The sequence below is a fragment of the Ideonella sp. genome, from assembly GCF_041918995.1.
In the GTDB taxonomy this organism is placed as follows: Bacteria; Pseudomonadota; Gammaproteobacteria; order Burkholderiales; family Burkholderiaceae_C; genus Ideonella.
Genome location: NZ_JAYRUN010000004.1, coordinates 171,145 through 194,777, shown reverse-complemented (window position 1 = coordinate 194,777; position 23,633 = coordinate 171,145). Strand labels below are relative to the sequence as shown.

21 protein-coding genes are annotated in these 23,633 nt (G+C 74.3%); 8 read left to right on the top strand and 13 right to left on the bottom strand.

What is annotated here, in order from left to right; all coding sequences use genetic code 11:
* Nucleotides 1-55: 55 nt before the first annotated feature.
* On the bottom strand, nt 56-502 hold the full coding sequence (locus tag ACE3UN_RS05175; protein ID WP_374673849.1) for a nuclear transport factor 2 family protein: 447 nt from the start codon (nt 500-502) through the stop codon (nt 56-58).
* A 190-nt stretch (nt 503-692) separates the two neighbouring features.
* On the opposite strand from ACE3UN_RS05175, the gene ACE3UN_RS05170 reads away from it, so the two are divergent.
* Nucleotides 693-890: a hypothetical protein gene (locus ACE3UN_RS05170; protein WP_374673848.1), complete on the top strand. Its 198-nt coding sequence runs from the start codon at nt 693-695 to the stop codon at nt 888-890.
* Nucleotides 891-909: 19 nt separating this feature from the next.
* Here ACE3UN_RS05170 and ACE3UN_RS05165 read toward each other — a convergent pair whose 3' ends face one another.
* The 4 genes from ACE3UN_RS05165 to ACE3UN_RS05150 form a co-directional block, all read right to left on the bottom strand.
* Nucleotides 910-1,806 (bottom strand): DMT family transporter, encoded by an 897-nt coding sequence (locus tag ACE3UN_RS05165; RefSeq protein ID WP_374673847.1) that lies wholly within the window; start codon nt 1,804-1,806, stop codon nt 910-912.
* Between the two features lie 90 nt (nt 1,807-1,896).
* Nucleotides 1,897-2,061, bottom strand: coding sequence for a hypothetical protein (locus ACE3UN_RS05160; protein ID WP_374673846.1), 165 nt, complete (start codon nt 2,059-2,061; stop codon nt 1,897-1,899).
* Nucleotides 2,058-2,756 carry an FMN-binding negative transcriptional regulator gene (locus ACE3UN_RS05155; RefSeq protein WP_374673845.1) on the bottom strand — a complete coding sequence of 233 codons (699 nt, stop codon included), beginning with the start codon at nt 2,754-2,756 and terminating at the stop codon, nt 2,058-2,060. The genes ACE3UN_RS05160 and ACE3UN_RS05155 overlap by 4 nt, the downstream gene beginning before the upstream one ends.
* 7 nt (nt 2,757-2,763) lie before the next feature.
* Nucleotides 2,764-3,411 (bottom strand): LysE/ArgO family amino acid transporter, encoded by a 648-nt coding sequence (locus tag ACE3UN_RS05150; protein WP_374673844.1) that lies wholly within the window; start codon nt 3,409-3,411, stop codon nt 2,764-2,766.
* Between the two features lie 72 nt (nt 3,412-3,483).
* On the opposite strand from ACE3UN_RS05150, the gene ACE3UN_RS05145 reads away from it, so the two are divergent.
* Nucleotides 3,484-4,386, top strand: a complete 903-nt coding sequence (locus ACE3UN_RS05145) for a LysR family transcriptional regulator ArgP (RefSeq protein ID WP_374673843.1) — start codon at nt 3,484-3,486, stop codon at nt 4,384-4,386.
* Nucleotides 4,387-4,413: 27 nt separating this feature from the next.
* Here ACE3UN_RS05145 and ACE3UN_RS05140 read toward each other — a convergent pair whose 3' ends face one another.
* The gene (locus ACE3UN_RS05140; protein ID WP_374673842.1) at nt 4,414-5,385 is read right to left on the bottom strand and encodes a helix-turn-helix transcriptional regulator; all 972 of its coding nucleotides are present in this window, start codon (nt 5,383-5,385) and stop codon (nt 4,414-4,416) included.
* Between the two features lie 80 nt (nt 5,386-5,465).
* Between ACE3UN_RS05140 and ACE3UN_RS05135 the strand changes: the two genes are divergently transcribed.
* On the top strand, nt 5,466-6,728 hold the full coding sequence (locus ACE3UN_RS05135) for an NIPSNAP family protein (RefSeq protein WP_374673841.1): 1,263 nt from the start codon (nt 5,466-5,468) through the stop codon (nt 6,726-6,728).
* Nucleotides 6,729-6,749: 21 nt separating this feature from the next.
* Here ACE3UN_RS05135 and ACE3UN_RS05130 read toward each other — a convergent pair whose 3' ends face one another.
* From ACE3UN_RS05130 to ACE3UN_RS05105, 6 genes are all read right to left on the bottom strand, one after another.
* Nucleotides 6,750-7,790, bottom strand: a complete 1,041-nt coding sequence (locus ACE3UN_RS05130) for a transglutaminase domain-containing protein (protein ID WP_374673913.1) — start codon at nt 7,788-7,790, stop codon at nt 6,750-6,752.
* Nucleotides 7,787-10,444 carry a circularly permuted type 2 ATP-grasp protein gene (locus ACE3UN_RS05125; RefSeq protein WP_374673912.1) on the bottom strand — a complete coding sequence of 886 codons (2,658 nt, stop codon included), beginning with the start codon at nt 10,442-10,444 and terminating at the stop codon, nt 7,787-7,789. Before ACE3UN_RS05125 ends, ACE3UN_RS05130 begins: the two co-directional genes overlap by 4 nt.
* An 82-nt stretch (nt 10,445-10,526) precedes the next feature.
* A complete protein-coding gene (locus ACE3UN_RS05120) occupies nt 10,527-14,114 on the bottom strand; it encodes a DUF2126 domain-containing protein (RefSeq protein ID WP_374673840.1) in 3,588 nt (1,195 codons plus the stop codon).
* A gap of 106 nt (nt 14,115-14,220) precedes the next feature.
* A complete protein-coding gene (locus ACE3UN_RS05115) occupies nt 14,221-15,174 on the bottom strand; it encodes an alpha-E domain-containing protein (protein ID WP_374673839.1) in 954 nt (317 codons plus the stop codon).
* A 23-nt stretch (nt 15,175-15,197) separates the two neighbouring features.
* On the bottom strand, nt 15,198-16,742 hold the full coding sequence (locus ACE3UN_RS05110) for a circularly permuted type 2 ATP-grasp protein (protein WP_374673838.1): 1,545 nt from the start codon (nt 16,740-16,742) through the stop codon (nt 15,198-15,200).
* Nucleotides 16,739-19,306, bottom strand: coding sequence for a DNA internalization-related competence protein ComEC/Rec2 (locus tag ACE3UN_RS05105; protein WP_374673837.1), 2,568 nt, complete (start codon nt 19,304-19,306; stop codon nt 16,739-16,741). Before ACE3UN_RS05105 ends, ACE3UN_RS05110 begins: the two co-directional genes overlap by 4 nt.
* Nucleotides 19,307-19,355: 49 nt before the next feature.
* Here ACE3UN_RS05105 and ACE3UN_RS05100 point away from each other — a divergent pair, with 49 nt between their 5' ends.
* Genes ACE3UN_RS05100 through ubiM form a run of 3 tightly spaced genes read left to right on the top strand, consistent with a single transcriptional unit; the run spans nt 19,356 to nt 21,619 of the window.
* A complete protein-coding gene (locus tag ACE3UN_RS05100) occupies nt 19,356-19,829 on the top strand; it encodes a RidA family protein (protein ID WP_374673836.1) in 474 nt (157 codons plus the stop codon).
* 11 nt (nt 19,830-19,840) lie between these two features.
* Nucleotides 19,841-20,329 (top strand): disulfide bond formation protein B, encoded by a 489-nt coding sequence (locus tag ACE3UN_RS05095; protein ID WP_374673835.1) that lies wholly within the window; start codon nt 19,841-19,843, stop codon nt 20,327-20,329.
* Between the two features lie 48 nt (nt 20,330-20,377).
* Nucleotides 20,378-21,619, top strand: a complete 1,242-nt coding sequence (gene ubiM, locus ACE3UN_RS05090; RefSeq protein ID WP_374673834.1) for a 5-demethoxyubiquinol-8 5-hydroxylase UbiM — start codon at nt 20,378-20,380, stop codon at nt 21,617-21,619.
* A gap of 4 nt (nt 21,620-21,623) precedes the next feature.
* Here the strand turns inward: ubiM and ACE3UN_RS05085 are convergent, their stop codons facing one another.
* Complete coding sequence (locus ACE3UN_RS05085) at nt 21,624-22,448, bottom strand: beta/gamma crystallin-related protein (protein WP_374673833.1); 825 nt, start codon at nt 22,446-22,448, stop codon at nt 21,624-21,626.
* A 219-nt stretch (nt 22,449-22,667) separates the two neighbouring features.
* On the opposite strand from ACE3UN_RS05085, the gene ACE3UN_RS05080 reads away from it, so the two are divergent.
* Both ACE3UN_RS05080 and ACE3UN_RS05075 read left to right on the top strand, forming a co-directional pair.
* A complete protein-coding gene (locus tag ACE3UN_RS05080) occupies nt 22,668-23,153 on the top strand; it encodes a MarR family winged helix-turn-helix transcriptional regulator (protein WP_374673832.1) in 486 nt (161 codons plus the stop codon).
* Between the two features lie 39 nt (nt 23,154-23,192).
* Entirely contained in the window at nt 23,193-23,618 is a 426-nt protein-coding gene (locus ACE3UN_RS05075; RefSeq protein ID WP_374673831.1) for an organic hydroperoxide resistance protein, read from the top strand.
* Nucleotides 23,619-23,633: the final 15 nt, after the last annotated feature.

Below are 23,633 nucleotides of genomic sequence, written 5' to 3'. Positions count from 1 at the left end.
GATGAAGTCGCCGCCTGAGCGAATAAATCGCTTCACGCGTCAAGCGTGATGAACGTCACGAATCACTCTCGCCCCTGCCCGGCTCGTCCAGCGGCGTCTCGGTGTGCAGCGCGCAGCGCCAGCGGTCGCCCTGCCGCACCCAGGTGGACGCGTCGGTCATGCGCTGCACGATCTCGCCGGGCTCGCCGCGCACCGACAGGGTCTGCACCACGCAGTAGGTCATCACGGCGGTGTCGGGGGTGGGCATCAGCACCTGCAGGTCGGTGATCTGGAAATCCTTCACCACCATCGGGCCCTGCTCGGCCATGCGGCGGTAGGTGGCATGGTCGAACTGCACCGAGCCGTGCGTGCTGACCAGCAGGGCTGGCTCGCACAGCAGGCCCAGCGCGGTGTCGATGTCCTCGTCCACCAGCGCGCGCCAGAAGCGGTGCTCCAGCTGGGTGAGCGTCTCGACGACGTCGGCGTCGGCGTCGGTGGGTGGGCGCGGTTCGGCCTGCGTCATGGGGGCCTCCTGGGGGCGGGACAAGCGGTCCCCGTGGCGGGCAGGCGGCGTTCCGGCCTGCCGTTCATTCCGGGCGGCATGCCGTTGATCGGCCGCGCCTGCAGCCGGTCGCACGCCGCTGGCCGGGGCCGGCTGCGGCTCCTAGAGTGCAGCCATACCGACACACCGACACGCCCCCCAGGAGCCCACCATGACCCGCTTCCAGCCCGCCGCCCTCGTCCTCGCCGCCCTGACCACCACCGCCATCCTCAGCGGCGTGGGCGCGCTGGCCGACAAGGAGTACGCGCAGGTGATGGCGCAATCCACTGCCACCACCACCACGGTGGCGGCGGCCGATGCGAAGTCGGTGCAACCGCTGGCCGTGGCCGGCCTGCGCGCCCCCATCTGACCACGCGACGCGGCGCGGCTCAGCCGGATCGCCGCGCCAGCCAGACGCCCAGCGCCGTGACCACCATGCCCACCAGGGACAGCCCGGCCAGGGTTTCGCCGAACAGCCCCCAGGCGATCAGCGCCGTGGTGGGCGGCGTCAGATAGAACAGGCTCGCCACCCGCACCGCGCTGCCGCGGCGGATGAGCAGGTTCAGCAGGCTCACGGCCCCGAGCGACAGCACGCCCACCAGCCAGGCCAGGGCGAAGACGAACGAGCCGCTCCAGTTCACCTGCATGGCTTCCGTGGCCGCCGCCGCGGCGGCCGTCGCCAGCAGGCACGGCACGAACTGGATGACCGAGCCGGTGCGCAGGTCGAACGACGCACAGAACCGCTTCTGGTACAGCGTGCCCGCCGTGATGCCCGCCAGGGCCACCGCGGCCGGCAGCAGCATGGTGCGCAGCGCATCCGGCGGCACGGCCGTGGCCTTGTGCGCCACCACCATCGCCACGCCGGCGAAGCCCAGCGCCAGCCCCGCCCACTGCCAGCGGCCGATGCGCTCGTGCAGGAACACCCGGGCGCCGAGCGCCGTGACCAGCGGCTGCAGCCCGACCACCAGCGCCGTCACACCCGCCGGCAGGCCGCGGTGGATGGCCATGAACACCCCACCCAGGTACACCCCGTGCACCAGCAGGCCGGACACCGCGATGTGCGCCCACGCGGCGGGCGACGCCGGCCAGGGCGCACGCAGCAGCAGCGCCAGCGGCGCCATCAGCGCGATCACCACCGCATAGCGGATGGCCAGGAAGGTGAGCGGCTCCGCGTCCGGCAGGCCGAACTTGGCGCCGATGAAGCCGGTGCTCCACAGGGCCACGAAGAGCAGCGGATAGAACGCGTCGAGCGGGGGGCGGCGGGCGCCGTCGGAGAGGTCGGGCATGGGCCCGGGAGTGTCCCATCAAGACGCCGCCCCACATGGCGGCCGGGCGGCCGGGTGGCTGGGTGTCCGCGCCCGGGGGGCGGCCGGCCCTCAGCCCGCCTGGCCTTCGCCGTCCTGCTCCACCCTCTGTGCCTGCTCCTGCGCCGGCCGGGTGGCCCGCGGCGGGGCGAACGGCGGCGGAAAGCCGACGAAGCACAGGAAGACGAGGATGGGGGCCAGCAGGTAGACCAGCGGTCGCTTCCAGTGCAGGTTCATCGGCCGCAGGTGGGGTCGCCGGGGCCGGTTCGCAAGCCCGCCTCGCCTGCCGCGCTGTCGCGCGCGGTGGCGTCGGCCACCAGCGCGGCCATGCGCTGCGCGTCGTCGCCCGGCTGCGCCTGCAGGCCGGCGACGGTGCCGTGGCGGTCGGCCAGGTCCTCGTCCTGGCTGGCCTTGAGCCGGGCCTCCCAGCGCTGCACGGGGATCTCGATGCCGACGATGGCGCGCAGCAACGCGTCGATGTAGTCGCCAGGCGCGTCCTGCAGGCGCCACGGTGCCGGCTGCGCGGCCTCCTGGGCGTCGGTCAGGCGGGTGAGCAGCGCCACCAGGCTCTCGCGGTCGTCCACCACCCGGGCCGTGCCATGGGCATGGGCCGCCAGGTAGTTCCAGGTGGGCACCACGCGGCCGTGCGCCGTCTTGCCGGGGTACCAGCCGGGGGTGATGTAGGCCTGTGGCCCGCGGAAGATCACCACCGAGGGCAGCCCCGGCAGCAGGGCCCGCCACACCGGATTGGCGCGCGACACGTGCGCCAGCAGCGTGTCGCGCCCGTCCGCGCCGCGTGCCAGCATGAACGGCAGGTGGTGCACGCTCAGGCCGTCGGCCGTGGCGCACACCCAGGCTGCCAGCGGATGCCGGGCCACCAGGGCGGGAATGGCTGCCTCGTCGGGCAGGCGGTGGGCAGGTGGGATGTACATGGCCGGTTCAGTGTCCCACCGCGGCATGGCGCACCAGCAGCGCCGCCAGCACGAACATCGTCGCGCCGATCAGGCCGTCCAGCACCTGCCACGCCCGCGGACGGGCGAACCAGGGCGCCATCCAGCGCGCCCCGAAGCCCAGCGACGAGAACCACAGCAGGCTGGCGCTGCTGGCACCGGCGATGAACCAGCCCCGCAGGCCGGGCGCCTGCTGCGCCCCCACGCTGCCCACCAGGAGCACGGTGTCCAGGTAGACATGCGGGTTCAGCAGCGTGAAGGCGGCGGCCTGCGCCAGCGCGGCGCCGCGGCGCAGCCCGTCGCCCCCTTGCGCGGCCGTCAGGCGCTGCGGCTGGCGCGCACGCCGCAGCGCCCGCCAGCCGTAGGCGGCCAGGAAAGCCGCGCCGGCCAGCGCCAGGGCCTGCGCCAGCCCGGTCCGCTCGCCCAGCGCCTGGGCCATGCCCAGCACCCCCGCGGCGATGAGCAGCGCATCGGCCACCGCGCAGAACAGCACCACCGGCGCCACATGCTCGCGGCGCAGGCCCTGGCGCAGCACGAACGCGTTCTGCGCGCCGATGGCGACGATCAGGCCCAGGCCGAGTGCCATGCCCTGCACGAAGACGGCGCTGCCCGCCGCGGCCGAACCGAGTGTGTCCATGGCGGCAGCTTGCCAGCCGCGTCCGCTGAAGACAAACTCAATCGGCTTCCTCCACATTAGCCAAACTGAATCATGCTGGACTATGCCGCCCTGGCCGCGCTGGCCGCCGTCGTGCGCGAGGGCAGCTTCGAGCGCGCCGCGCGCGCCCTGCACGTGACGCCGTCGGCCGTGTCGCAGCGGGTGCGCAGCCTGGAGGAGCGCATGGGCTGCGCGCTGGTCGTGCGCGGCCAGCCCTGCAGCGCCACGGACGCTGGCCGCCGCCTGTGCCAGCACGTGGACCGCGTGCGGCTGCTGGAGCACGAGCTGCAGGGCCTGCTGCCGGCCTGGCAGGCGGCGCCCGAGGCGCGGGTGACCTTGCCCGTGGCCGTCAACGCGGACAGCCTGGCCACCTGGTTCGCGCCCATGGTGGCGGCGTTCGCGGCCGACGCGCCGGTGCTGATGGACATCGCGGTGGACGACCAGGACTTCACCAGCGACTGGCTGCGCCGCGGCGCGGTGCTGGCGGCGGTGACCGGCTCGGCCCATGCCGCCCCCGGCTGCAACAGCCGGCCGCTGGGGGCCATGCGCTACGTGGCGGTGGCCAGCCCCGCATTCGTGCGCCGCCACTTTGGCGCCGGCGTGGGCGCGGCCCCCCTGGCCCACGCGCCCAGCCTGGTGTTCAACGCCAAGGACGACCTGCAGGCGCGCTGGGCCCGCCGCCAGTGCCACCGCGCCGTGGCGCTGCCCCACCACACCGTGCCCTCGTCCGAGGCCTTCGTCACCGCCGCGCTGGCCGGCATGGGCTGGGGGCTGCAGCCGCTGTCGCTGGTGCAGCGGCACCTGGCGGCCGGTGCGTTGGTGGAGCTGGTGCCCGACACGCCGCTGGACGTGCCGCTGTACTGGCAGCACGCCCGCGCGGCCTCCACGCTGCTGGAAGACCTGGGCCGGGCGGTGCGCGCCGCGGCGCAGGCCGCGCTGCGGCCGGCGGCGCGCTGAGGCCACCGGGGGCCCGGGCGGCGGCCTTCAGACGGCGTGCCGCTGACGCACGCGGTCGGCCAGCTCGGCCACGCGCCGCCGCAGCGCCAGCGGCGCCACCACCTCCACCTCGTCGCCATAGCCCAGCACCTGGCGGGCCCCCTGCTCCACCGATTCGACGGCCAGGCGCACGGCGCGCCAATCCGCCGGCCCCGCGGGGACGATCTCGCCTGGCGGCAGCGCCACCACCTCCTGCCGCCCATGCACCAGCCAGCCCCAGGCGCGCGGCGACACCCACAGCTGGGCGTGCAGGGGCCGCAGCTTGGCCTCGAAGCGCACCGCGGCCTCGCGCCAGTAGGCGGCCAGGTCGAAGCCACGCGGGCGCCGGAAGCTGCCGCGCCCGGGCGCCAGCGCCTGCACGCTGGCCAGCCGGTAGGTGCGCACCGCCGTGTCGCCCGCCTCGCGCGCGGCCAGGTACCAGGCGCCGGCCTTGAGCACCAGGCCCAGCGGCTCCCACTCGCGCCAGGTCGTGCGCCGCCAGCTGGTGTAGCGCACGCGCAGGCGACGGTTGTGCCACACGGCCTCGGCCACCTCGCGCAGCTGGGTGGGCGTGTCCGGCGCGCGGTACCAGTCCACCGGGTCGATGTGCAGGCGCTCGGCCACGCGCGCGGCCTGCTCGCGCAGCGGCGCCGGCAGGCTGCCCACCAGCTTGAGCCGGGCGCTCAGCGCCGCGCCGCCCAGGCCCAGCTCGGCCGCGGCCGCAGGCAGCCCTGCGAGCAGCAGGGCGTGCGCCTCCGGCTCCGTCATGCCCGTCAGCTGGGTGCTCCATCCAGGGCGCAGGCAGAAGCCGCCCTCGCGGCCGCGCTCGGCCCACACCGGCACGCCGGCGGCGGAGAGCTGGTCGATGTCGCGCAGGATGGTGCGCGAGGAGACCTCCAGCGCCTGCGCCAGGGCGGCCGCGGTCATCCGCGGATGCGATTGCAGCAGCATCAGGATGGACAGCAGGCGGCTGGCCTTCATGGGCAGGGAGCAGAAATCATGACAGGCATTGTCATGCTTGACGGCCGACCATGGCGGCACGTCATTCCAAGGAGACCACGATGACCGCCACGGCCCTGCACGATTTCGACTTCCTCATCGGCCGCTGGGCCGTCACCCACCGCCGCCTGGTGCAGCGACTGCAGGGCAGTGACGCGTGGGAGACCTTCTCGTCCACCGGCACGGTGTGGGCGCTGCCCGGCGGCGTGAGCAACTTCGACACGCTGGTGGCCGAGGACTGGCGGCCCGGCTGGGTGGGCATGTCCTACCGCATCTACCACCCGCCCACCGACCGCTGGAGCATCTACTGGATGACCAACGACGGCGGCGGCATGGACGCCGCCAGCGGACGGCTGGACCCGCCGGTGGTGGGCCGCTTCCAGGGCGACGAAGGCGTGTTCGAGGGCGAGGACCGCATCGACGGCCGCCCCGTGCGCGTGCGCTACCGATGGCTGCGCCGGGGCCCGGCGGCCGCCCGCTGGGAGCAGGCCTTCTCGGCCGATGGCGGGCAGAGCTGGGAGACGAACTGGGTGATGGACTTCGAGCGGCTGTCGGCCGAGATGGTGCCGCTGGGGCCCACCCCCACCGTGGCCCCGGCGACCGAGGCGACCGCGGTCACGGGGCACGAGGTGGTCGAGCTGCGCCAGTACACGCTGCACCCCGGCCGGCGCGATGCGCTGGTCGAGCTGTTCGACAGGGAGTTCGTGGAGACGCAGGAGGCCGTGGGCATGGCGGTGCTCGGCCAGTTCCGCGACCTGGACGCGCCCGACCGCTTCGTGTGGCTGCGGGGCTTCGAGAGCCTGGCCGCCCGCGGGCCCGCACTCGCGGCGTTCTACGACGGCCCGGTGTGGCAGCGCCACCGCGACGGGGCCAACGCCACGATGGTCGATTCGGACGATGTGCGCCTGCTGCGGCCGGCGTGGCCGGGGGCGGGCCTGCCCATGGCGGGGTGCCGCCGCGCGGCCGGTCCGGTGCGCATGGCGCTGCCCCGCCCGCTGTCGGTGTGCGTGCTGCCGCTGCGCGAGCCGGCCGGCCCGGCGCTGCGGCAGGTGTGCCGCGAGACGATCTCCGCGCAGTGGACCGCCGCGGGCGCCCAGGTGCTGGGCTGGTACGTCACCGAGCCCGCCCCCAACGACTTCCCCCGCCTGCCCGTGCGCGAGGGCGAGCCGGTGGTGGTGGGCATCGCGGCCTGGCCCGCCGGCCCTGCCCCCGACGCCACCGCCGCCGGGTGGCGCGCGCTGGAGCCCCTGGTGGCGCCCTGGCTCGCGGGGCCCGTCCAGTGGCTCAGGTTGTGTCCCACCGCGCGCTCGGCCCTGCCGGGCTGACGGGGCAGCCGGGGCAGCCGGTCAGGCCGGCGGGCCGGACGCGTCCGGCGGCCCGGCCGCGTCCCCCGCCACGGCGGCGGCGTCCAGCGGCGTCACGGTCACCGCCACGCGCGGCACGGCCAGCCCGCCGCCGCGGATGACACCGCGCAGCGGGGCCACGTCGGCGTAGTCGCGGCCCCAGGCCAGCGTGACATGGTCGGTGCCGGCCGCGACGGCGTTGGTCGGGTCCAGCGCCAGCCAGCCCTGCACGGGGCACCACACCTGCACCCAGGCGTGGCTGGCGTCGGCCCCCACCAGCCGGGGCTGGCCGGGCGCCGGCTGGGTGAGCAGGTAGCCGCTGACATAGCGCGCCGCCAGGCCCAGCGAGCGGCAGGCGCCGATCATCACGTGGGCGAAATCCTGGCAGACGCCCCGGCGCGCCGCCAGCGCCTGCGGCGCGCGCGTGCCCACGCTGGTGGCCTGCGGGTCGTAGGTGAAGCGCCCGTGGATCAGGTGCATGAGCGCCAGCGCCCCGCCGGCCAGCGGGCGGCCCGGAACGAACGCCTCGCGGGCCAGCGCGGCCAGGGACGCATCGCGCGGCGCATAGGCGGTGGGCAGGCTGAAGTCCACCGCCCCCTGCAGCTGGCCGGCCTGGGCCGCCGCGCCCGCGTGGTAGCGCAGCGCCTGCGCCACCGCCTCCCACGCCGGGCCAGCCTCGCCGTCGGGGGCGGGCACCGCCCGCAGCCCGGCGTCGAAGCCCGCGCGCACGCGCAGGCGGTCGTGCACGCGCGCATGGCTGAACACGATGCGCGTGTTGCCCCAGGCGTCCGTGCTGGCCTGCGTGGCCGGCACCCCGGGCACCCCGGGCAGCCCGGCCGACGCAGCCGCGGGCACGGCCGTGCGCCACTCGTCGGGCAGCGGGTCGATGGCCAGCGACCAGCCCCGCACCGCCTGCACCGCCGTCGCGCGTGGCACGAGGTAGGCCATGTGGTGCGCCAGCTCCACCGGCGCGTCGTAGTCGTAGGTCGTCTCGTGCAGCACGCGCAGCCAGGTGCGCGCGCTCTCTCCCGCCTCGCTGCTCATTGCCACACCGCGCGGTCCACCGCGCCCACGTGGGAGAACAGCTGCCGCCCGATGGCGTCGGACAGGGCGAGGGCCTGGGCGCTGCAGTCGTGCAGCGCGGCGAGCAGCGCCGCGTGCTCGCCCTGCGGGTTGGGCATGGCCACCACCTCCAGCGGCCAGCGCTCGGGCCGCGGCAGCTGGGCCGCCTGCCCGTGCGCCCACAGCGGCTCGTGCCGCGCGAGCTTGAGGAAGCGGTCGTGCAGCGTGCGTGCCACCCAGGCCAGGGCGCGCGGGTTGTCGGTATCGAACACCAGCAGGTGCAGCAGCGGCGGCACCTCGCGCCGGGCCTGGAACTGGGCGCGGTAGGTGATGGTGGAATCGAACAGCCCCAGCAGCAGCGCGAAGCCGTCGTCGCGCTGCGGCAGGCCGTGCTCGAAGCCGGTGGCCAGCGCATGGGCCAGGAAGTCCAGGCGCTCGATCTGGCGGCCCACGCTGAGCAGGCGCCAGCCGTCGTCGCGCGTCATGCGGTCGGTCTGCGCGCCGGTGATGGCGGCCAGGTGCGTGGTGACGCGGCCCAGCACGCCCAGCGCGTCGGCCAGCGGCTCGATGCGCCCGGCGGCCGACGCCTGCATGACCTGGGTGTAGTGCTGCTGGAAATGGTCGCCGACCTCGTGGATGAGCTTCCAGTGCTCCTGCGACAGGCGCTCGCGCAGCGCCTGCGCGCAGCCGCGCAGCGCCCGCAGGTTGAAGGCCACGCTCATGCTGCCGTCGGCGTCGCCCAGGGCGTGCACCAGCGCGCGCTCGAACACCCGCAGCCCGTGCTCCGGCCCCGGCACGCCGGGGCCCACCAGGCCGTGGCGGCGGGCCAGCGCGTCCAGCGCGCGCAGCACGGGTGGGGAGGCGCCATGCGTGAACGAGCCGGTCAGCGCCTCCAGCGTCAGCCGGGCCAGGCGCACGCTGTTCTCGGCGCGCTCGGTGTAGCGGCCGAGCCAGAACAGGTTCTCTGCCGAGCGGCTGGTGACGGTGCGGTGCCAGCCCTGCAGGTCGGCGGGTGTCAGCGGCCGCGGCAGCAGGCTGGTGGTGTCCACCTCGCCCTCGGTCTGCACCCAGGTGTCGGCACTGGCGCTGCCGCGCTGCATGGACAGCCAGGGGTCGTGCTGGCCGTCGCGGCGCTGCGCCACGCGGGCCAGGCCACCGGGCAGCACGCGCCAGCCGCCGGCCCCGTCGGCCAGCGCGAAGACGCGCAGCACCACGGCACGCGGCTCCAGCGCACCCTCGCCGGCCATGGCCGACGTGCGCGGGCGCCACACAGGCGTCTCGCTGGGGCGCACGCGCGACTGCAGCGTGTAGGCGGCCGGGTCGGCGTCGATGCGCGCGCGCAGGGCCGCCCGGGCGGCGGGCGGCAGCGCGGCGGCCACCTGCGCCGGCTCGGCGCCGCCCCCGGGAAAGGTGGGGGCCACCACGTACTCGGCCAGCTCGGGCGCCAGGCGCGCCCAGACCGCCTCCTCGCCGCACCACCAGCTGGTGGCGGCCGGCAGCAGCAGCTGCTCGCCCAGCAGGCGCTCGGCCACGCCCGGCCAGAAGGCGGCCAGGCCGGGGCTCTCCAGCCAGCCGGCCCCCGGCGCATTGGCCACCACCACCTCGCCCGCGCGCAGCGCCTGCAGCAGGCCGGGCACGCCCAGGGTGGAGTCGGCGCGCAGCTCCAGCGGGTCCAGGTACTCGTCGTCCACCCGGCGCAGCAGCACGTGCACGCTCTCCAGGCCGTGCAGCGTCTTGAGGAAGAGCCGGTTGGCGCGCACGGTGAGGTCGCCGCTTTCCACCAGCGTGAGGCCGAGGTAGCGCGCCAGGAAGACCTGCTCGAAATAGGTCTCGTTGTGCGGCCCGGGCGTGAGCAGCACCACGCGCGAGCGCTCGCCGGCCGGCGACAGGCGCAGCAGGCCCTGCAGCAGCGTCTGGAAGGCGGCGGCAACGCGCTGCACGTTGAGCGCGCGGAAGGCCTCCGGGAACTGCTGGGCGATGATCAGCCGGTTCTCCAGCAGGTAGCCCAGGCCGGACGGCGCCTGGGTGCGCTGGCCCAGCACCCGCCAGCCGCCTTCGGGGCCGCGCGCCAGGTCGAAGGCGGCGATGTGCAGGTGCACGCCGCCCGGCGGCACCACGCCGTGCATGGCGCGCAGGCACTGCGGATGGCCCAGCACCAGCGACGGCGGCAGCAGGCCCTCGTCCAGCAGGTGGCGCGGCCCGTACACGTCCGCCAGCGCGGCGTCCAGCAGGCGCGCGCGCTGCGCGACGCCCGCCTCGATGTGCGCCCACTCGCCGGCGCCCACCAGCACCGGCATCAGCTCCAGCGGCCAGGCCCGGGTGGGGTTGTTCGGGTCGGCGTAGACGTTGTAGGTGGCGCCGTCCTCCTGCACCCGGCGCTGCACGCGCTGGGCGCGGGCGGCCAGGTCCTGCCAGCCCGCCGCGCCGGTGGCCTGCCAGAAGCGCGCCCACAGCGGGGCCAGCTCGCCCGTGGCGGACGCCGACGCCGGCCGGCCGTGCAGCTCGTCGTAGTGGCCGGCGCTGCCGGGCGAGGCCGCCGCGGCCGCCAGGGCGGCGGCGTCGGGTGCCTCGTCGGGCAGCAGGCTGGGCTGGCGCGGGAACGGGTCGGACAGGAGGGCGTCGGACATGGGCGGCATCATGCCCGCTGCCTGCCGCATCCATCGGCCGGAAAACGGCCGCCGTGCGGCTGTTCACGGCCGCGCTGCACGCCAGGGTCCCTCATCCGGCGCGGCGCAGGTCCAGCGTGAACGGGAACTCCAGGCTGCGCTGGGCGGGCGGCACGTCCATCCGCCCCGGCGTGTGGCCCATGGCGAAGAAGCGCGCCAGCCGGCGGCTCTCGGCCTCGTAGGCGTTCACCGGGAAGGTGACGTAGTTGCGGCCGCCCGGATGGGCCACGTGGTACTGGCAGCCGCCCAGGGAGCGCCGCATCCAGGTGTCCACCAGGTCGAAGGTGAGCGGCACATGCGCACCGATGGTGGGGTGCAGCGCCGAGGGCAGCTGCCACGCCCGGAAGCGCACGCCGGCCACGTACTCCCCCGCCCGTCCGGTGGGCTGCAGCGGCACGGCCACGCCGTTCACCGTGACCCGGTGGCGCGGGTCCACCAGGCCGCTGACCCGCACCTCGATGCGCTCCAGCGACGAATCCACGTAGCGCACGGTGCCGCCGACGGCGCCCTCCTCGCCCATGACGTGCCAGGGCTCCAGGGCGTGGCGCAGCGTCAGGTGCACGCCGGCCGCGGCCACCTCGCCGAGCTTGGGGAAGCGGAACTCCAGGTGCGGCGAGAACCAGGCGGCGTCGAAGGCGAAACCGGCCTGGGCCAGCTCCTGCAGCACGTCGTCGAAATCCATCTGCACGAAGGTGGGCAGCAGGCATCGGTCGTGCAGCTCGGTGCCCCAGCGCACCAGCGGCGCCCGGTACGGCTGGCGCCAGAAGCGTGCCACCAGGGCCCGCAGCAGCAGTTGCTGCACCACGCTCATGCGCGCATGCGGCGGCATCTCGAAGGCGCGCAGCTCCAGCAGGCCCAGCCGGCCGGTGGCCGAGTCGGGCGAGTACAGCTTGTCGATGCAGAATTCGCTGCGGTGGGTGTTGCCCGTCACGTCCACCAGCACGTTGCGCAGCGTGCGGTCCACCAGCCAGGGCGGCATCCATATGCCCCCACGCTCACCCGTTCCGGGTTCGCTGCCCCCCGAGTGGGCGCTCGCGCCTAGGGGCGGCCCGTCGGCGCTCGGGCCGCCATCGACTTGACTGGCTTTCCAGATCTCGCCGAGCGCGATCTCCAGCTCGCGCAGCTGGTCGTTGCGCGCCTCGTCCACGCGCGGCGCCTGGCTGGTGGGGCCGATGAACAGGCCGGAGAACAGGTAGCTCAGGCTGGGGTGGTTGTGCCAGTAGGCCAGCAGCGAGGCCAGCAGGTCGGGCCGGCGCAGGAAGGGTGAGTCCGCCGGCGTGGCGCCGCCGAGCACCAGGTGGTTGCCGCCGCCGGTGCCGGTGTGGCGGCCGTCCAGCATGAACTTCTCGCTCGACAGGCGCGACTGGAACGCGGCCTCGTAGAGGAACTCGGTGTGCTGCACCAGCTGCGCCCAGCTGTGGGCCGGGTGGATGTTCACCTCGATCACGCCCGGGTCGGGGGTGACTTGCAGCACCGTGAGCCGCGGGTCGCGCGGCGGCGGGTAGCCCTCCAGCACGATCTGCACGCCCAGTGCGGCGGCGGTGGCCTCCACCGCCGACAGCAGCTCGAGGTAGTCCTCCAGCGCCTGCAGCGGCGGCATGAACACGTACAGCAGGCTGCTGGGCGTGCCCTGCGCCTCCACCTGGGGCCCGTTGGCGCGCCGCGGGTCACGCGCTTCCACGCACAGCGCGGTGCGGGTCAGCCAGTGCGCCGACTGGCCGCGTGCGGGGTAGGCGGTCTGCAGGAAGCGGGTGGCCGCGGCGGCCGTCGCCTGGCCCTCACGCGCGGCGGCGGCCAGGCCGTCGCTGCCCGGCTCCGGCGGCCAGGGCGGGCTGCGCCGGCGCCACTGGACGGCCACCGTGCCGCCCTCGGCAAAGCCGCCCAGCTCGGACGCGCCGGGGCGCATCTCGCCGCCATGCTGGGCCACCAGGGCGGCCGCGGAGGGCAGCTCTCCCCGCGGGGCGAAGGGATCGTGCGGGTGCAGGTGGGGGTGGTCGGTGGGGGCCGCCCAGGGCAGCGAGTCCAGCGGCAGGCGATAGCCCATGGGCGAATCGCCGGGGACCAGGTACATGCGCTCGTCGCGGAAGAACCACGGCCCGGTTTCCCAGCGCTGCCCGGCCAGGGCCGGGCCGTCCGCGCGCCGCAGGGGCAGCACGTAGCCCACCTCGCGGTCCAGCCCCTGGCCGAAGACGCGGCGCAGCCGTGCACGCTCGAGCTCGTCGTCCAGCCGGGCGTCCAGCGGATCCACGTTGACGGGCAGGCGGCGCTCGCGCCACAGGTAGTACCAGGTGTCCTCGTAGCCCGCCTGCACGTGCGTGGCGTCCAGGCCCAGCCGCTCGGTGAGCGCGAGGATGAACCGCCGCGCATCGGCGCTGGTGTAGGCGTGCGGCTGGCGCTCGTCGGCGAACAGGCCGGGGTCGTGCCAGCAGGGCTGGCCGTCGGCGCGCCAGCAGATCGACAAGGCCCAGCGGGGCAGCTGCTCGCCCGGGTACCACTTGCCCTGGCCGAAGTGCAGGAAGCCGCCCTCGCCATACTCGGCACGCAGCCGCTGCACCAGGTCCTGGGCGTACATGCGCTTGGTGGGGCCGAGCGCGTCGGTGTTCCATTCCGCGCCGTCGCGGTCGTCCACGGCCACGAAGGTGGGCTCGCCGCCCATGGTCAGGCGCACGTCGCCCGCCACCAGCGCCGCATCCACCTGCTCGCCGAGCGCGAGCACGGCCTGCCACTGGTCGTCGGTATACGGCTTGGTCACGCGCGGCGATTCCCAGATGCGCGTGACCGCCATCTCGTGGTGGAAGGCCACGTCGCACTCGTCCACCGCGCCCGTGATGGGCGCGGCGCTGGACGGCTGCGGCGAGCAGGCCAGCGGGATGTGCCCTTCGCCGGCCATCAGCCCGGAGGTCGGGTCCAGGCCGATCCAGCCTGCGCCGGGCAGGTACACCTCGCACCAGGCGTGCAGGTCGGTGAAGTCCACCTCGGTGCCGCTGGGGCCGTCGAGCGCCTTCACGTCGGGCGCCAGCTGGATGAGGTAGCCGGAGACGAAGCGCGCCGCCAGGCCCAGGTGGCGCAGCGTCTGCACCAGCAGCCAGCCGCTGTCGCGGCAGGAGCCGCTGCGCTGGACGAGCGTCTCCTCCGGCGTCTGCACGCCGGGCTCCAGGCGGATGAGGTAGCGGATCTCCTGCTGCAGCCGCTGGTTCAGGCCCACCAGGAAATCGATGGTGCGCGCCGGCTCGCGCGGGATGCTGGCGAGGAAGGTGGCGAAAGCCGGCGTGGGCGGCTCCACGGCGATGTAGGGCGCCAGCTCGGCCGCGAGGGCCGGCTCGTAGGTGAACGGGAACTGCTCGGCGCCCGGCTCCAGGAAGAAGTCGAACGGGTTGTAGACGGCCATCTCGGCCACCAGGTCCACCGTGACCTTGAACTCGCGCGTCCGCTCGGGGAAGACCAGCCGGGCGAGGTAGTTGGCGAACGGGTCCTGCTGCCAGTTGAGGAAGTGCTCCGCGGGTTCCACCTGCAGCGAGTACGAGAGGATCGGCGTGCGGCAGTGCGGCGCCGGCCGCAGCCGCACCACCTGGGGCGACAACGCCACCAGCCGGTCATACCGATAGTGCGTGACGTGCTTCAGCGCGACATGAATACTCATTGGTGCCCCCCGTCCGCCGGGTACGTCGGCCGCCCCCCCGAGGGGGCCGCGGGCCGGCTTGGGAGCGGCCCGGCGCTCGGCCCGCGGACTCGGAACGTGTTCCTCGTCATGCGGCCACCAGGAAGTCGCGGCTGATGCCCAGGCCGAGGTCGCCGACGCGGTCGAGGAACTGGGTGAGGAAGGCGTGCAGGCCGGTGGCGAGGATCTCGTCGATGCGGCCGAACTCGAGATCGGCCTGCAGCCGGCCGGCGCGCCGCAGCGTGTCGGCCGATTGTTCGTTGGCCACCAGCTTGAGGTGGGTGACGACCTCGTTCATGCAGGCCGCCAACGAGCGCGGCATGTCCGGCCGCAGAATGAGCAGCTCGGCCACCTTCTCCGGCGTGATGACGTTGCGGTAGACCTTGCGGTAGACCTCGAAGCCGGACACCGAGCGCAGCACCGCCGACCAGTGGTAGAAGTCATATTCACCTTCGCGCTGGTCGGCCGCGCCGAAGAAGTCGCCCTGCAGGGCGTGGAACTTCACGTCGAGCAGGCGCGCGGTGTTGTCAGCACGCTCCAGGAAGCTGCCGATGCGGATGAAGTGGAACGCCTCGTCCTGCAGCATGGTGCCGGCCGTCACCCCGCGCGACAGGTGCGAGCGGAACTTCACCCACTCGAACACGGCCGCGGGATCCCGCTGCAGGCTGCCGTCGGCCGCCATGCGGTCGAACTCCAGCCAGGTCTGGTTGGTGGTCTCCCACACCTCGGTGGTGAGCGTGCCCCGCACGGCACGCGCGTTCTCGCGCGCCGCGCGCAGGCAGCTGAGGATGGACGAGGGGTTGCGCTCGTCGCGCACCATGTAGCCCATCACCTGGCGCGGCTGGATGGCGCCATAGCGCGCGCTGTAGTCGGACGTGAGCTCGGAGATGCCCAGCACACCCGCCCAGCCCTGCTGCGCGACGGCGGCGGACTGCGGCAGCAGCGCGGTCTGGTAGTTCACGTCCAGCATGCGGGCGGTGTTCTCGGCCCGCTCCATGTAGCGGGCCATCCAGAAGAGGTGGTCGGCGGTGCGTGACAGCATGTGGTGCCCCTTGGAAGATCGGATCAGCCGCGCTGGCTCTGGCTCTGGCTCTGGCTCTGGCTCTGGCTCTGGCTCTGGCTCTGGCTCTGGCTCTGGCTCTGGCTCTGGCTCGGGGGCGCGATCACGTCCGGGTCGTCCTCCAGCACCCAGGTGTCCTTGGTGCCGCCGCCCTGGCTGCTGTTGACCACCAGAGAGCCCTCCTTCAGCGCCACGCGGGTGAGGCCGCCCGGCACCATCTGCACCTGGGTGCCCGACAGCACGAAGGGCCGCAGGTCGATGTGGCGCGGCGCGATGCCGGTCTCCACGAAGGTGGGGCAGGTCGACAGGCTCAGCGTGGGCTGGGCGATGTAGTTGGCCGGGTTGGCCTGCAGGTGCTGGCGGAACGACGCGATCTCCTCGCGGGACGCGGCCGGGCCGACAAGCATGCCGTAGCCCCCCGCGCCATGCACCTCCTTGACCACCAGCTCGTCCAGGTGGGCCAGCACGTGCTGCAGGTCCGCCGGCTCCCGGCACTGCCAGGTGGGCACGTTCTGCAGGATCGGCCGCTCGCCCAGGTAGAACTCGATCATCTTGGGCACGTAGGGGTAGATCGACTTGTCGTCGGCGATGCCGGTGCCCACGGCGTTGCTGAGCGTGACGTTGCCGGCCTTGTAGGCCTCCACCAGGCCCGCGCAGCCCAGCGTGGAATCGGGCCGGAACACGCGCGGGTCGAGGAAGTCGTCGTCGATGCGGCGGTAGATCACGTCCACCCGCTTCGGCCCCTGGGTGGTGCGCATGAAGACGAAGCGGTCCTTGACGAACAGGTCCTTGCCTTCGACCAGCTCCACACCCATCTGCTGCGCCAGGAAGGCGTGCTCGAAATAGGCCGAGTTGTACATGCCGGGGGTGAGCACCACCACGGTCGGGTCGTTCACGCCGCTGGGTGCCACGCTGCGCAGCGTCTCCAGCAGCAGGTCGGGGTAGTGCGCCACGGGCGCCACGCGGTGCTCGCTGAACAGCTCGGGGAACAGCCGCATCATCATTTTGCGGTCCTCGAGCATGTAGCTCACGCCGCTGGGCACGCGCAGGTTGTCCTCCAGCACGTAGTAGGTGCCGCTGCCGTCGGTATTGGCGGCGCGCACGATGTCGATGCCCGCGATGTGCGAATAGACGTCCTGCGGCACGTTCACGCCCATCATCTCGGGGCGGAACTGCGCGTTGTGCAGGATCTGCGCGCTCGGCACGATGCCCGCCCGCAGGATCTCCTGCCCGTGGTAGATGTCGTGGATGAAGCGGTTCAGCGCCGTCACGCGCTGCTTCAGCCCGCGCTCCATCTCGCGCCACTCGTGCGCCGGGATGATGCGCGGGATCAGGTCGAAAGGGATGAGCCGCTCGGTGCCTTCGCCATCGTCCTTGTCGCCGTACACCGCGAAGGTGATGCCCACGCGCCGGAAGATCACTTCCGCCTCCTCGCGCCGGCTGCGCATCATGTCGCGCGGCTGCTGCGCCAGCCAGCGGTCGTAGGTGCGGTAATGCGCGCGCACCGTGGTGCTGGTGGCGTGCATCTCGTCGAAGCTCGGTCGCGTCATTCGGCTCTCCTCGTGTGAGGAATAGCAACAACCGCACCACCCTCGGGCGGCTCGGCGGCGGGGCGCCAGTGCCAGTAGCGCCGGCGCACCTCGCGGGTGCACCGGGCACCATCATCGCTCCACATCCATGCACCGCATTGGTCCGTTCGGACCACCGGGATGCCCAGGGCGGCGTAACGGGCCAGCACGGTGGGATGCGGGTGGCCGTAGCGGTTGCGGTAGCCGGCCTGCAGCACCGCCACCCGCGGGCGCACGGCCGCCAGCAAGGCGTCGGTGGACGAAGTGCGGCTGCCATGGTGCGGCACGATCAGCACGTCCGCGCGCAGATCGTGAGCAGCATTTGCCGGCCCGGCCAGCCACTGCTCCTGCGCCGCCTCGATGTCGCCGGTGAGCAGCACCGCGCGGCCGGCACCGTCCACCACGCGTACCACGCAGCTTCGGGTGTTGGGCGCCGGCTCGCGCCCGGCCGGCGACGCGGCCGCCGGGCCGGGCGGCGGGTGCAGCACCTCGAAGCGCACGCCGTCCCAGGACCAGGCCTGCCCGGCCTCGCAGGGCCGGTGCGGCACCGCCCGGCCGCCTGGGCCGCGTGCCGCGCGCAGCGGGTGGGCGGGCTCCAGGCTGCTGAGCACCTCCTGCACCGCCATGGCCTGCAGCACGGCGGCGGCGCCGCCCGCATGGTCGGTGTCGCGGTGGCTGATCACCAGCGCATCGATGCGCCGCTCGCCGCGCGCGCGCATCAGGGGCAGCAGCACGCGCTCGCCGGCGTCGCTGTCCAGCCCATAGCGCGGCCCGGTGTCGTGCAGCAGCAGGTGGTGCGCCGTGCGCACCAGCACGGCACTGCCTTGCCCCACGTCGGCCACCACCAGCTCGAAGCGGCCGGGCGCCGGGCGTTCCACCGCCGGCCACAGCAGAGGCAGCAGCAGCGGCAGCCCGGCCAGGCGGGCGCGCCACGGCAGGGGCAGCACCAGCAGCACGCCGCCGGCCAGGCCCAGCGCGGCCGCCCAGCCCGGCGCGGCCGGCACCGACCACACGGCCCACGGCCAGCCCGCCGCCGCCTGCAGGCCCTGCCACAGCGGCGCGAGCGCCCACCCGGCCAGCGTCCAGGCGCCGGGCCACAGCAGGCCCAGCAGCGCCAGCGGCGTCACCACCGCCGTCACCCACGGCACCGCCACGAGGTTGGCCCCGAACCCCACCACCGAGATCTGCTCGAACATCACCAGGGTGAGCGGCGCCAGCGCCAGCGTGGCGACCACCTGCTGGTGCAGGCCCGCCCGCAGCCACCCCCGGGCCCGGGCGCGTGGGCCGGCCGGGGCGCTGCCGTGCCCGAACGTCGCCTGGCTGGCGATCAGCAGGGCCACCGCGGTGAACGACAGCCAGAAGCCCGGCTGCAGCAGGGCCCAGGGGTCCAGCGCGGCCACGCCGGCGCCGGCGACGGCGCACACCAGCAGCGGCGGCCAGCGCAGGCCGCTGCCCTGTACCAGCGCCGTGCCGGCCAGCATCCACACCGTGCGCTGCGCCGGCACACCCCAGCCCGCCAGCGCCGCGTACGCCGCCGCGAGCGCCACCCCGCCCCATCGCGCCGCCTGCGGTGCCGGCCAGGCGTGCGCGAGGCGGGCGCTGCGCCGCCACAGCCGGCTCACCACGCCCGCCGCCAGCCAGGCAAACAGGGTGACGTGCAGGCCGCTGATGGACATGAGGTGGGCCACGCCGGTCTGGCGGAACACCGCCCACGCGGGCGCCTCGATCGCCGACTGGTCGCCCACCGCCAGTGCGGCGACCACACCGGCGGCCACTGGGTCGGCGCCGTGCAGCAGCGCCGCGTCGCGCCAGCCCTGCCGCGCCGCGTCCAGGCGGTCGCGCGGGTGCCAGGCGCGTGGCCCGTCCAGGCGGGCCAGCGCCTGGGGTGCCGACGCGCGTACGCTCCCGGTGGCGCCGATGCCCTGCTCGAACAGCCACAGTTCGGCGTCGAAACCCTCGGGGTTGAGCACGCCATGCGGCTGCTTCAGGCGCACCGGCAGCTGCCAGCGTTCGCCGGCGCGGGCCACGGCGCCCTGGACGCCGCTGGCGCCCTCGCGGGGCCGGCTCCAGCCCAGGCGCACGCGGGAGGGCACGGCGACCTCCTGGCCGTCCGGGCCGCGGGCGTGTTCGGTGTCCAGCAGCAGCACGCTGCCCTCGGGCCCGGGCTGCGGCAGCCCGACGACCCGGCCGGTGACCACCAGGTCCGCCCCTTCGAGCGCCGGGTCCAGGCGGTCGGCCAGGCGCTCGGCGCCGCGCCAGCCGGCCAGCGAGAAGGCGAGAACGGCCACGCCGGCCAGGGCCAGCGCGCGGCACCCCGTGGCCCGGCTGGCAGCCCGCGGCGGGCCCGCGGTGAGGCCTGCGTTGAGGCCCGCCATGAGGCCCGCCACGGCCAGGCCGGCCACGGCGACGCCGGCCAGCGCGGCATAGGCCCCGGCCGTCCATGCGTGCGCCTGCTGCAGCTGCAGCGCCGTCCCGGCCAGCCATGCGGCGGCCAGGGCCGCCACCCAGCCGCCCGCGGCGCTGCTGTCGGCGCCTCCTCCCTGCATGCCCCAGTGTAGGATGCCCGCCGATCACGTTTTCCCCCTGGAGCCCCGCATGTCCTCCTCCTCCGTCGCTGCCCGCCTGGCCCAACTCGGCATCACGCTGCCGCCCGTGGCGGTGCCGGCCGCGGCCTATGTGCCCTTCGTGCAGACCGGCTCGCTGGTCTTCCTGTCCGGCCACATCGCCAAGAAGGACGGCAAGCCGTGGGTGGGCCAGCTCGGCCTGACCATGACCACCGAGGAAGGCCAGGCCGCCGCGCGCGCGATCGCCATCGACCTGATGGGCACGCTGCAGGCCGCGGCGGGCGGCGACCTCGACCGCGTGGCGCGCATCGTGAAGGTGATGAGCCTGGTGAACTCCACCCCCACCTACACGGAGCAGCACCTGGTGACCAACGGCTGCTCCGAACTGCTGGGCCAGGTGTTCGGCCCGCAGGCCGGCGCCCATGCGCGCAGCGCCTTCGGCGTGGCGCAGATCCCGCTCGGCGCCTGCGTGGAGATCGAGCTCATCGCCGAGCTCAAGGCCTGAGCGCGTCGGCCATGGCCGTGCACCGCCCCTGGGACCGCCCCGCCCTGTGGCTGGGCTTCGCGGCGCTCGCCAGCTGGGGCGGCGTGGCGCTGGCCCTGCTGTCGCAGTACCGGTTCGACATGCCGCCGTGCCCGTGGTGCACGCTGCAGCGCCTGATCTTCCTGGTCATCGGCGCGCTGGCCGTGCTGGCGCTGGCCCTGCGCCCTGCCGGCGCGCGGCGGGCGTTGGCTGCCGTCGGGCTGCTGCTGTCGCTGTCGGGCGTGGCGGCGGCCCTGTGGCAGCACTTCGTCGCCGCCGCCAGCGACAGCTGCGCGCTGACCTTCGCCGACCGCCTGATGCAGGGCCTGGGGCTGTACGACCTGGCGCCGTCGGTGTTCGTGCCCATGGCCTCCTGCGCCGACGCCGCGGTGGACCTGCTGGGCATCCCCTACGCGTTCTGGAGCCTGGCGCTGTTCGTGGTCGTGGGCGCCGCCTGCGCCCGGGCCGTGCAACGGTCCTGATCCGAATCAAGCCGGCGCAGGCGGGCGGTGCCGACACTGCGCGGCGTGATGACCTCCGCCGCCCCCACCCCCGCACTCTCCTCCTCCACCCACGGCACGCCGGCCGGCGTGCTCATCGTGGGCGCCGGCCCGGCGGGCCTGGCCCTGTCGGTGGCCCTCGCCCAGGCCGGTATCGCCAGCCGCGTGCTGGAGCAGGCCCCGCTGGCCACGCTGGAGGATCCGCCCGAGGACGGCCGTGACATCGCGCTGACGCACCGCGCCCGCCGCATCCTCGAGCAGCTGGGCATCTGGCAGCGGCTGCCAGCCGAGGAGATCGCGCCCCTGCGCCAGGCGCAGGTGAGCGATGGCGGCTCCGCCTGGGTGCTGCCCTTCGACGCCCGCGACGACGGCCATGAGGCGCTGGGTTGGCTGGTGCCCAACCACCGCATCCGCGCCGCCTGCCACGCCGCCGCCCGTGCCCAGCCGCTGGTCACGCTGCAAGGCGACACCCGCGCCGTGGGCTTCGGCCGCGATGCCGCCCAGGCCTGGATCGACGCGGCGGCCACGGGCGGCACGATCGAGCGGCATGCGGCGCCGCTGGTCGTTGCGGCCGACAGCCGCTTTTCCGGCGTGCGCCGGCTGGCCGGCATCGGCGCGCGCATGCTGGACTTCGGCCGCACGGCCATCGTCTGCCGCATGGCCCATGCCGCCGAGCACGACGGCGTGGCGCACGAGTGCTTCCGCTACGGCAACACGCTGGCGATGCTGCCCATGGCAGGGCGGCAGTCGTCGGCGGTGCTCACCGTGCGCAGCGACGACGCCCCCGGCTGGCTGTCCCTGTCGCCGGAGGCCTTTGCGCAGCGCCTGGCCGAGCAGTTCGGCCATCGCCTGGGCAGCATGCAGGCGGCCGGCGACCGCCACGCGTACCCGCTGGTGGCCACCTATGCGCACCGCTTCGCCGACGCCCGCTTCGCCCTGGTGGGCGACGCCGCGGTGGGCATGCACCCGGTGACCGCGCACGGCTACAACTTCGGCCTGTACGGCGTGGAGCGGCTGGCCGCGGCGCTGCAGCTGGCCCATGAGGCCGGGCGCGACCTCGCCGACGCACCGGCGCTGCAGCGCTGGGCGGACGAACACCGCCGCACCACCCTGCCCGTCTACCTGGGCACCAACGCCATCGTCCGGCTGTTCACCGACGACCGGGCGCCAGCCAGGCTGGTGCGCACCGCCGTGCTGCGCGTCGCCAGCCGGCTGCCGCCACTCAAGACGGCCATCACGCGGCAGCTCACGGGCCGCCGCGCGGCGGCCTGAACGCTCAGACGCGCGGTTCGCCGTACTGGTTCACCGTGATGGTCGCGTTCGGCGGCGGCGGGCTGGCCATCTGCATGTGGTGCTCCATGCCGCGGAAGGTATAGACGACGTCCCAGTACTGCGGCCGCTCGCGCTCCCGCCCGCCGGTGCAGCGCTGCACGTGCTGCACGCTGTAGTCGGGCCGGCCGTCGGGCAGCTGTGAGCCGATGGCCGCGCCGGCCACCGCACCGCCCACCGTGGCGATGTCGCGGCCGCTGCCCGAGCCGATCTGGTGGCCCAGGATGCCGCCGATCATGGCGCCGACCACCGCGCCCCCGACATTGGGGGCATTCGGGTTGTTCTCCACCGGGATGCGCTCGCGCTCGATCCAGCAGCGCTGCTGTTGCGGCGTGCCCATCACGGCGCGCACGGACACGATCTGGGCTTCGTACAGCGGCTCCTGCCCGCGGCGACGGTAGTAGTCGTAGCCCACGGGCGGCGGCGGCGCGAAGCGGCGCTCGTCCACCCTCGCGTTCCAGGGAACGGGACGCACGGAGCTGACCTGGTTGTTGAGCCCCATGGCCGCGAGCGAGGGGTAGCTGCCCGGCCGCAGGATGACGCAGTGGCCCTCGAACCGGGCGTGCTCGCAGACCTCGTAGCGCTGACGCGCCACCACCACCGACGACGCGCGGTCGTTCAGGCCATAGCGGCTCAGGTCGTTGATGGTCTCGTAGGTGGTGAATGCGCGGCCATCGAAATCGGCGCGCTGGTAGAACGTGACCTCGGCGCCCGCCTGGGCGGCGCAGAGCGCCAACGCGGCGGCAGCCGCCGGCTTCAGGGATCTGTGCATTTGTCCTTCTCCTTGTTCGTGGGTGCGGTGCCCGCGGGGGCCGGTCCCTCCAGGGGCAGCCGCCGTCGTGCGGGCCCATCGTCGGTAGCCGCCGCGCCGCTGCCAAGCGGACAGGCCGCCAAACGGATGTAGCCACGGTCCTACAGCCGAGGCGACCCCTCCCGGCCCGGCAAGCCCTTTCCCACAGTACGTGATTAGATTGTGCGCAATACTTCTGCCATGGCGTCCCACCCACCTCGCTCCTCCCCGGCCACCCCCGCCAACGCGGGCGCCGACTGGCTCGCCCTGGACGCGCAGCTGTGCTTTGCCCTGTACGCCAGCTCGCTGGCCATGACCAAGCTCTACAAGCCGCTGCTGGCCCCGCTGGGGCTGACCTACCCCCAGTACCTCGTCATGCTGGTGCTGTGGGAGGCCGACGGCCAGCCGGTCGGCGCGATCGGGGAGCGCCTGGCGCTGGACTCGGGCACCCTCACCCCGCTGCTCAAGCGCCTGGAAGCGCAGGGCCTGGTCCAGCGCCTGCGCGACGCCGGGGACGAGCGCCGCGTGCTGATCCAGCTCACGCCCACGGGCCGAGCGCTCAGGGAGCGCGCCCGCGCCGTGCCCCGGCAGGTGCTGTGCGCCACCGACTGCGCGCTCGACGAAGTGGCTGCCCTCACCCACCGGCTGCACGCCCTGCGCGCGCAGCTGTCCCGTGCCAGCGCCTGACCGCGCAGGCTTTCTCCTCCCCGTCACCCAGGAACCCCCATGGCCCTCGACAAAGTCCTCTACACCGCCCGCGCCACCTCCACCGGCGGCCGCGCCGGCACGTCCAAGTCCGACGACGGCCGGCTCGAGCTGAACCTGAGCACGCCCAAGGAACTGGGCGGCGACGGCGGCGCCGGCACCAACCCCGAGCAGCTGTTCGCGGCCGGTTATTCGGCCTGCTTCATCGGCGCCATGAAGGCCGTCGCGGCCAAGCAGAAGATCAGCCTGCCGGCCGACGTGTCCATCACCGCGGACGTGGGCATCGGCCCGATCCCCCAGGGCTTCGGCATCCAGGTGGCCATGCAGATCCAGGTGCCGGGCATGGACCGCGCCGCCGCCGAGCAGCTGGTGGCCGCCGCCCACCAGGTGTGCCCCTACTCGAACGCCACGCGCGGCAACATCGACGTCACGCTCACCGTGGCCTGACGGCGGGGCCCTCGG

What these genes read in the sequence shown, in the direction of transcription:
- ACE3UN_RS05175 (WP_374673849.1), bottom strand. Translation starts at nt 502, where the DNA reads ATGACGCAGGCCGAACCGCGCCCACCCACCGACGCCGACGCCGACGTC.
- ACE3UN_RS05170 (WP_374673848.1), top strand. Translation starts at nt 693, where the DNA reads ATGACCCGCTTCCAGCCCGCCGCCCTCGTCCTCGCCGCCCTGACCACC.
- ACE3UN_RS05165 (WP_374673847.1), bottom strand. Translation starts at nt 1,806, where the DNA reads ATGCCCGACCTCTCCGACGGCGCCCGCCGCCCCCCGCTCGACGCGTTC.
- ACE3UN_RS05160 (WP_374673846.1), bottom strand. Translation starts at nt 2,061, where the DNA reads ATGAACCTGCACTGGAAGCGACCGCTGGTCTACCTGCTGGCCCCCATC.
- ACE3UN_RS05155 (WP_374673845.1), bottom strand. Translation starts at nt 2,756, where the DNA reads ATGTACATCCCACCTGCCCACCGCCTGCCCGACGAGGCAGCCATTCCC.
- ACE3UN_RS05150 (WP_374673844.1), bottom strand. Translation starts at nt 3,411, where the DNA reads ATGGACACACTCGGTTCGGCCGCGGCGGGCAGCGCCGTCTTCGTGCAG.
- ACE3UN_RS05145 (WP_374673843.1), top strand. Translation starts at nt 3,484, where the DNA reads ATGCTGGACTATGCCGCCCTGGCCGCGCTGGCCGCCGTCGTGCGCGAG.
- ACE3UN_RS05140 (WP_374673842.1), bottom strand. Translation starts at nt 5,385, where the DNA reads ATGAAGGCCAGCCGCCTGCTGTCCATCCTGATGCTGCTGCAATCGCAT.
- ACE3UN_RS05135 (WP_374673841.1), top strand. Translation starts at nt 5,466, where the DNA reads ATGACCGCCACGGCCCTGCACGATTTCGACTTCCTCATCGGCCGCTGG.
- ACE3UN_RS05130 (WP_374673913.1), bottom strand. Translation starts at nt 7,790, where the DNA reads ATGAGCAGCGAGGCGGGAGAGAGCGCGCGCACCTGGCTGCGCGTGCTG.
- ACE3UN_RS05125 (WP_374673912.1), bottom strand. Translation starts at nt 10,444, where the DNA reads ATGCCGCCCATGTCCGACGCCCTCCTGTCCGACCCGTTCCCGCGCCAG.
- ACE3UN_RS05120 (WP_374673840.1), bottom strand. Translation starts at nt 14,114, where the DNA reads ATGAGTATTCATGTCGCGCTGAAGCACGTCACGCACTATCGGTATGAC.
- ACE3UN_RS05115 (WP_374673839.1), bottom strand. Translation starts at nt 15,174, where the DNA reads ATGCTGTCACGCACCGCCGACCACCTCTTCTGGATGGCCCGCTACATG.
- ACE3UN_RS05110 (WP_374673838.1), bottom strand. Translation starts at nt 16,742, where the DNA reads ATGACGCGACCGAGCTTCGACGAGATGCACGCCACCAGCACCACGGTG.
- ACE3UN_RS05105 (WP_374673837.1), bottom strand. Translation starts at nt 19,306, where the DNA reads ATGCAGGGAGGAGGCGCCGACAGCAGCGCCGCGGGCGGCTGGGTGGCG.
- ACE3UN_RS05100 (WP_374673836.1), top strand. Translation starts at nt 19,356, where the DNA reads ATGTCCTCCTCCTCCGTCGCTGCCCGCCTGGCCCAACTCGGCATCACG.
- ACE3UN_RS05095 (WP_374673835.1), top strand. Translation starts at nt 19,841, where the DNA reads ATGGCCGTGCACCGCCCCTGGGACCGCCCCGCCCTGTGGCTGGGCTTC.
- ubiM (WP_374673834.1), top strand. Translation starts at nt 20,378, where the DNA reads ATGACCTCCGCCGCCCCCACCCCCGCACTCTCCTCCTCCACCCACGGC.
- ACE3UN_RS05085 (WP_374673833.1), bottom strand. Translation starts at nt 22,448, where the DNA reads ATGCACAGATCCCTGAAGCCGGCGGCTGCCGCCGCGTTGGCGCTCTGC.
- ACE3UN_RS05080 (WP_374673832.1), top strand. Translation starts at nt 22,668, where the DNA reads ATGGCGTCCCACCCACCTCGCTCCTCCCCGGCCACCCCCGCCAACGCG.
- ACE3UN_RS05075 (WP_374673831.1), top strand. Translation starts at nt 23,193, where the DNA reads ATGGCCCTCGACAAAGTCCTCTACACCGCCCGCGCCACCTCCACCGGC.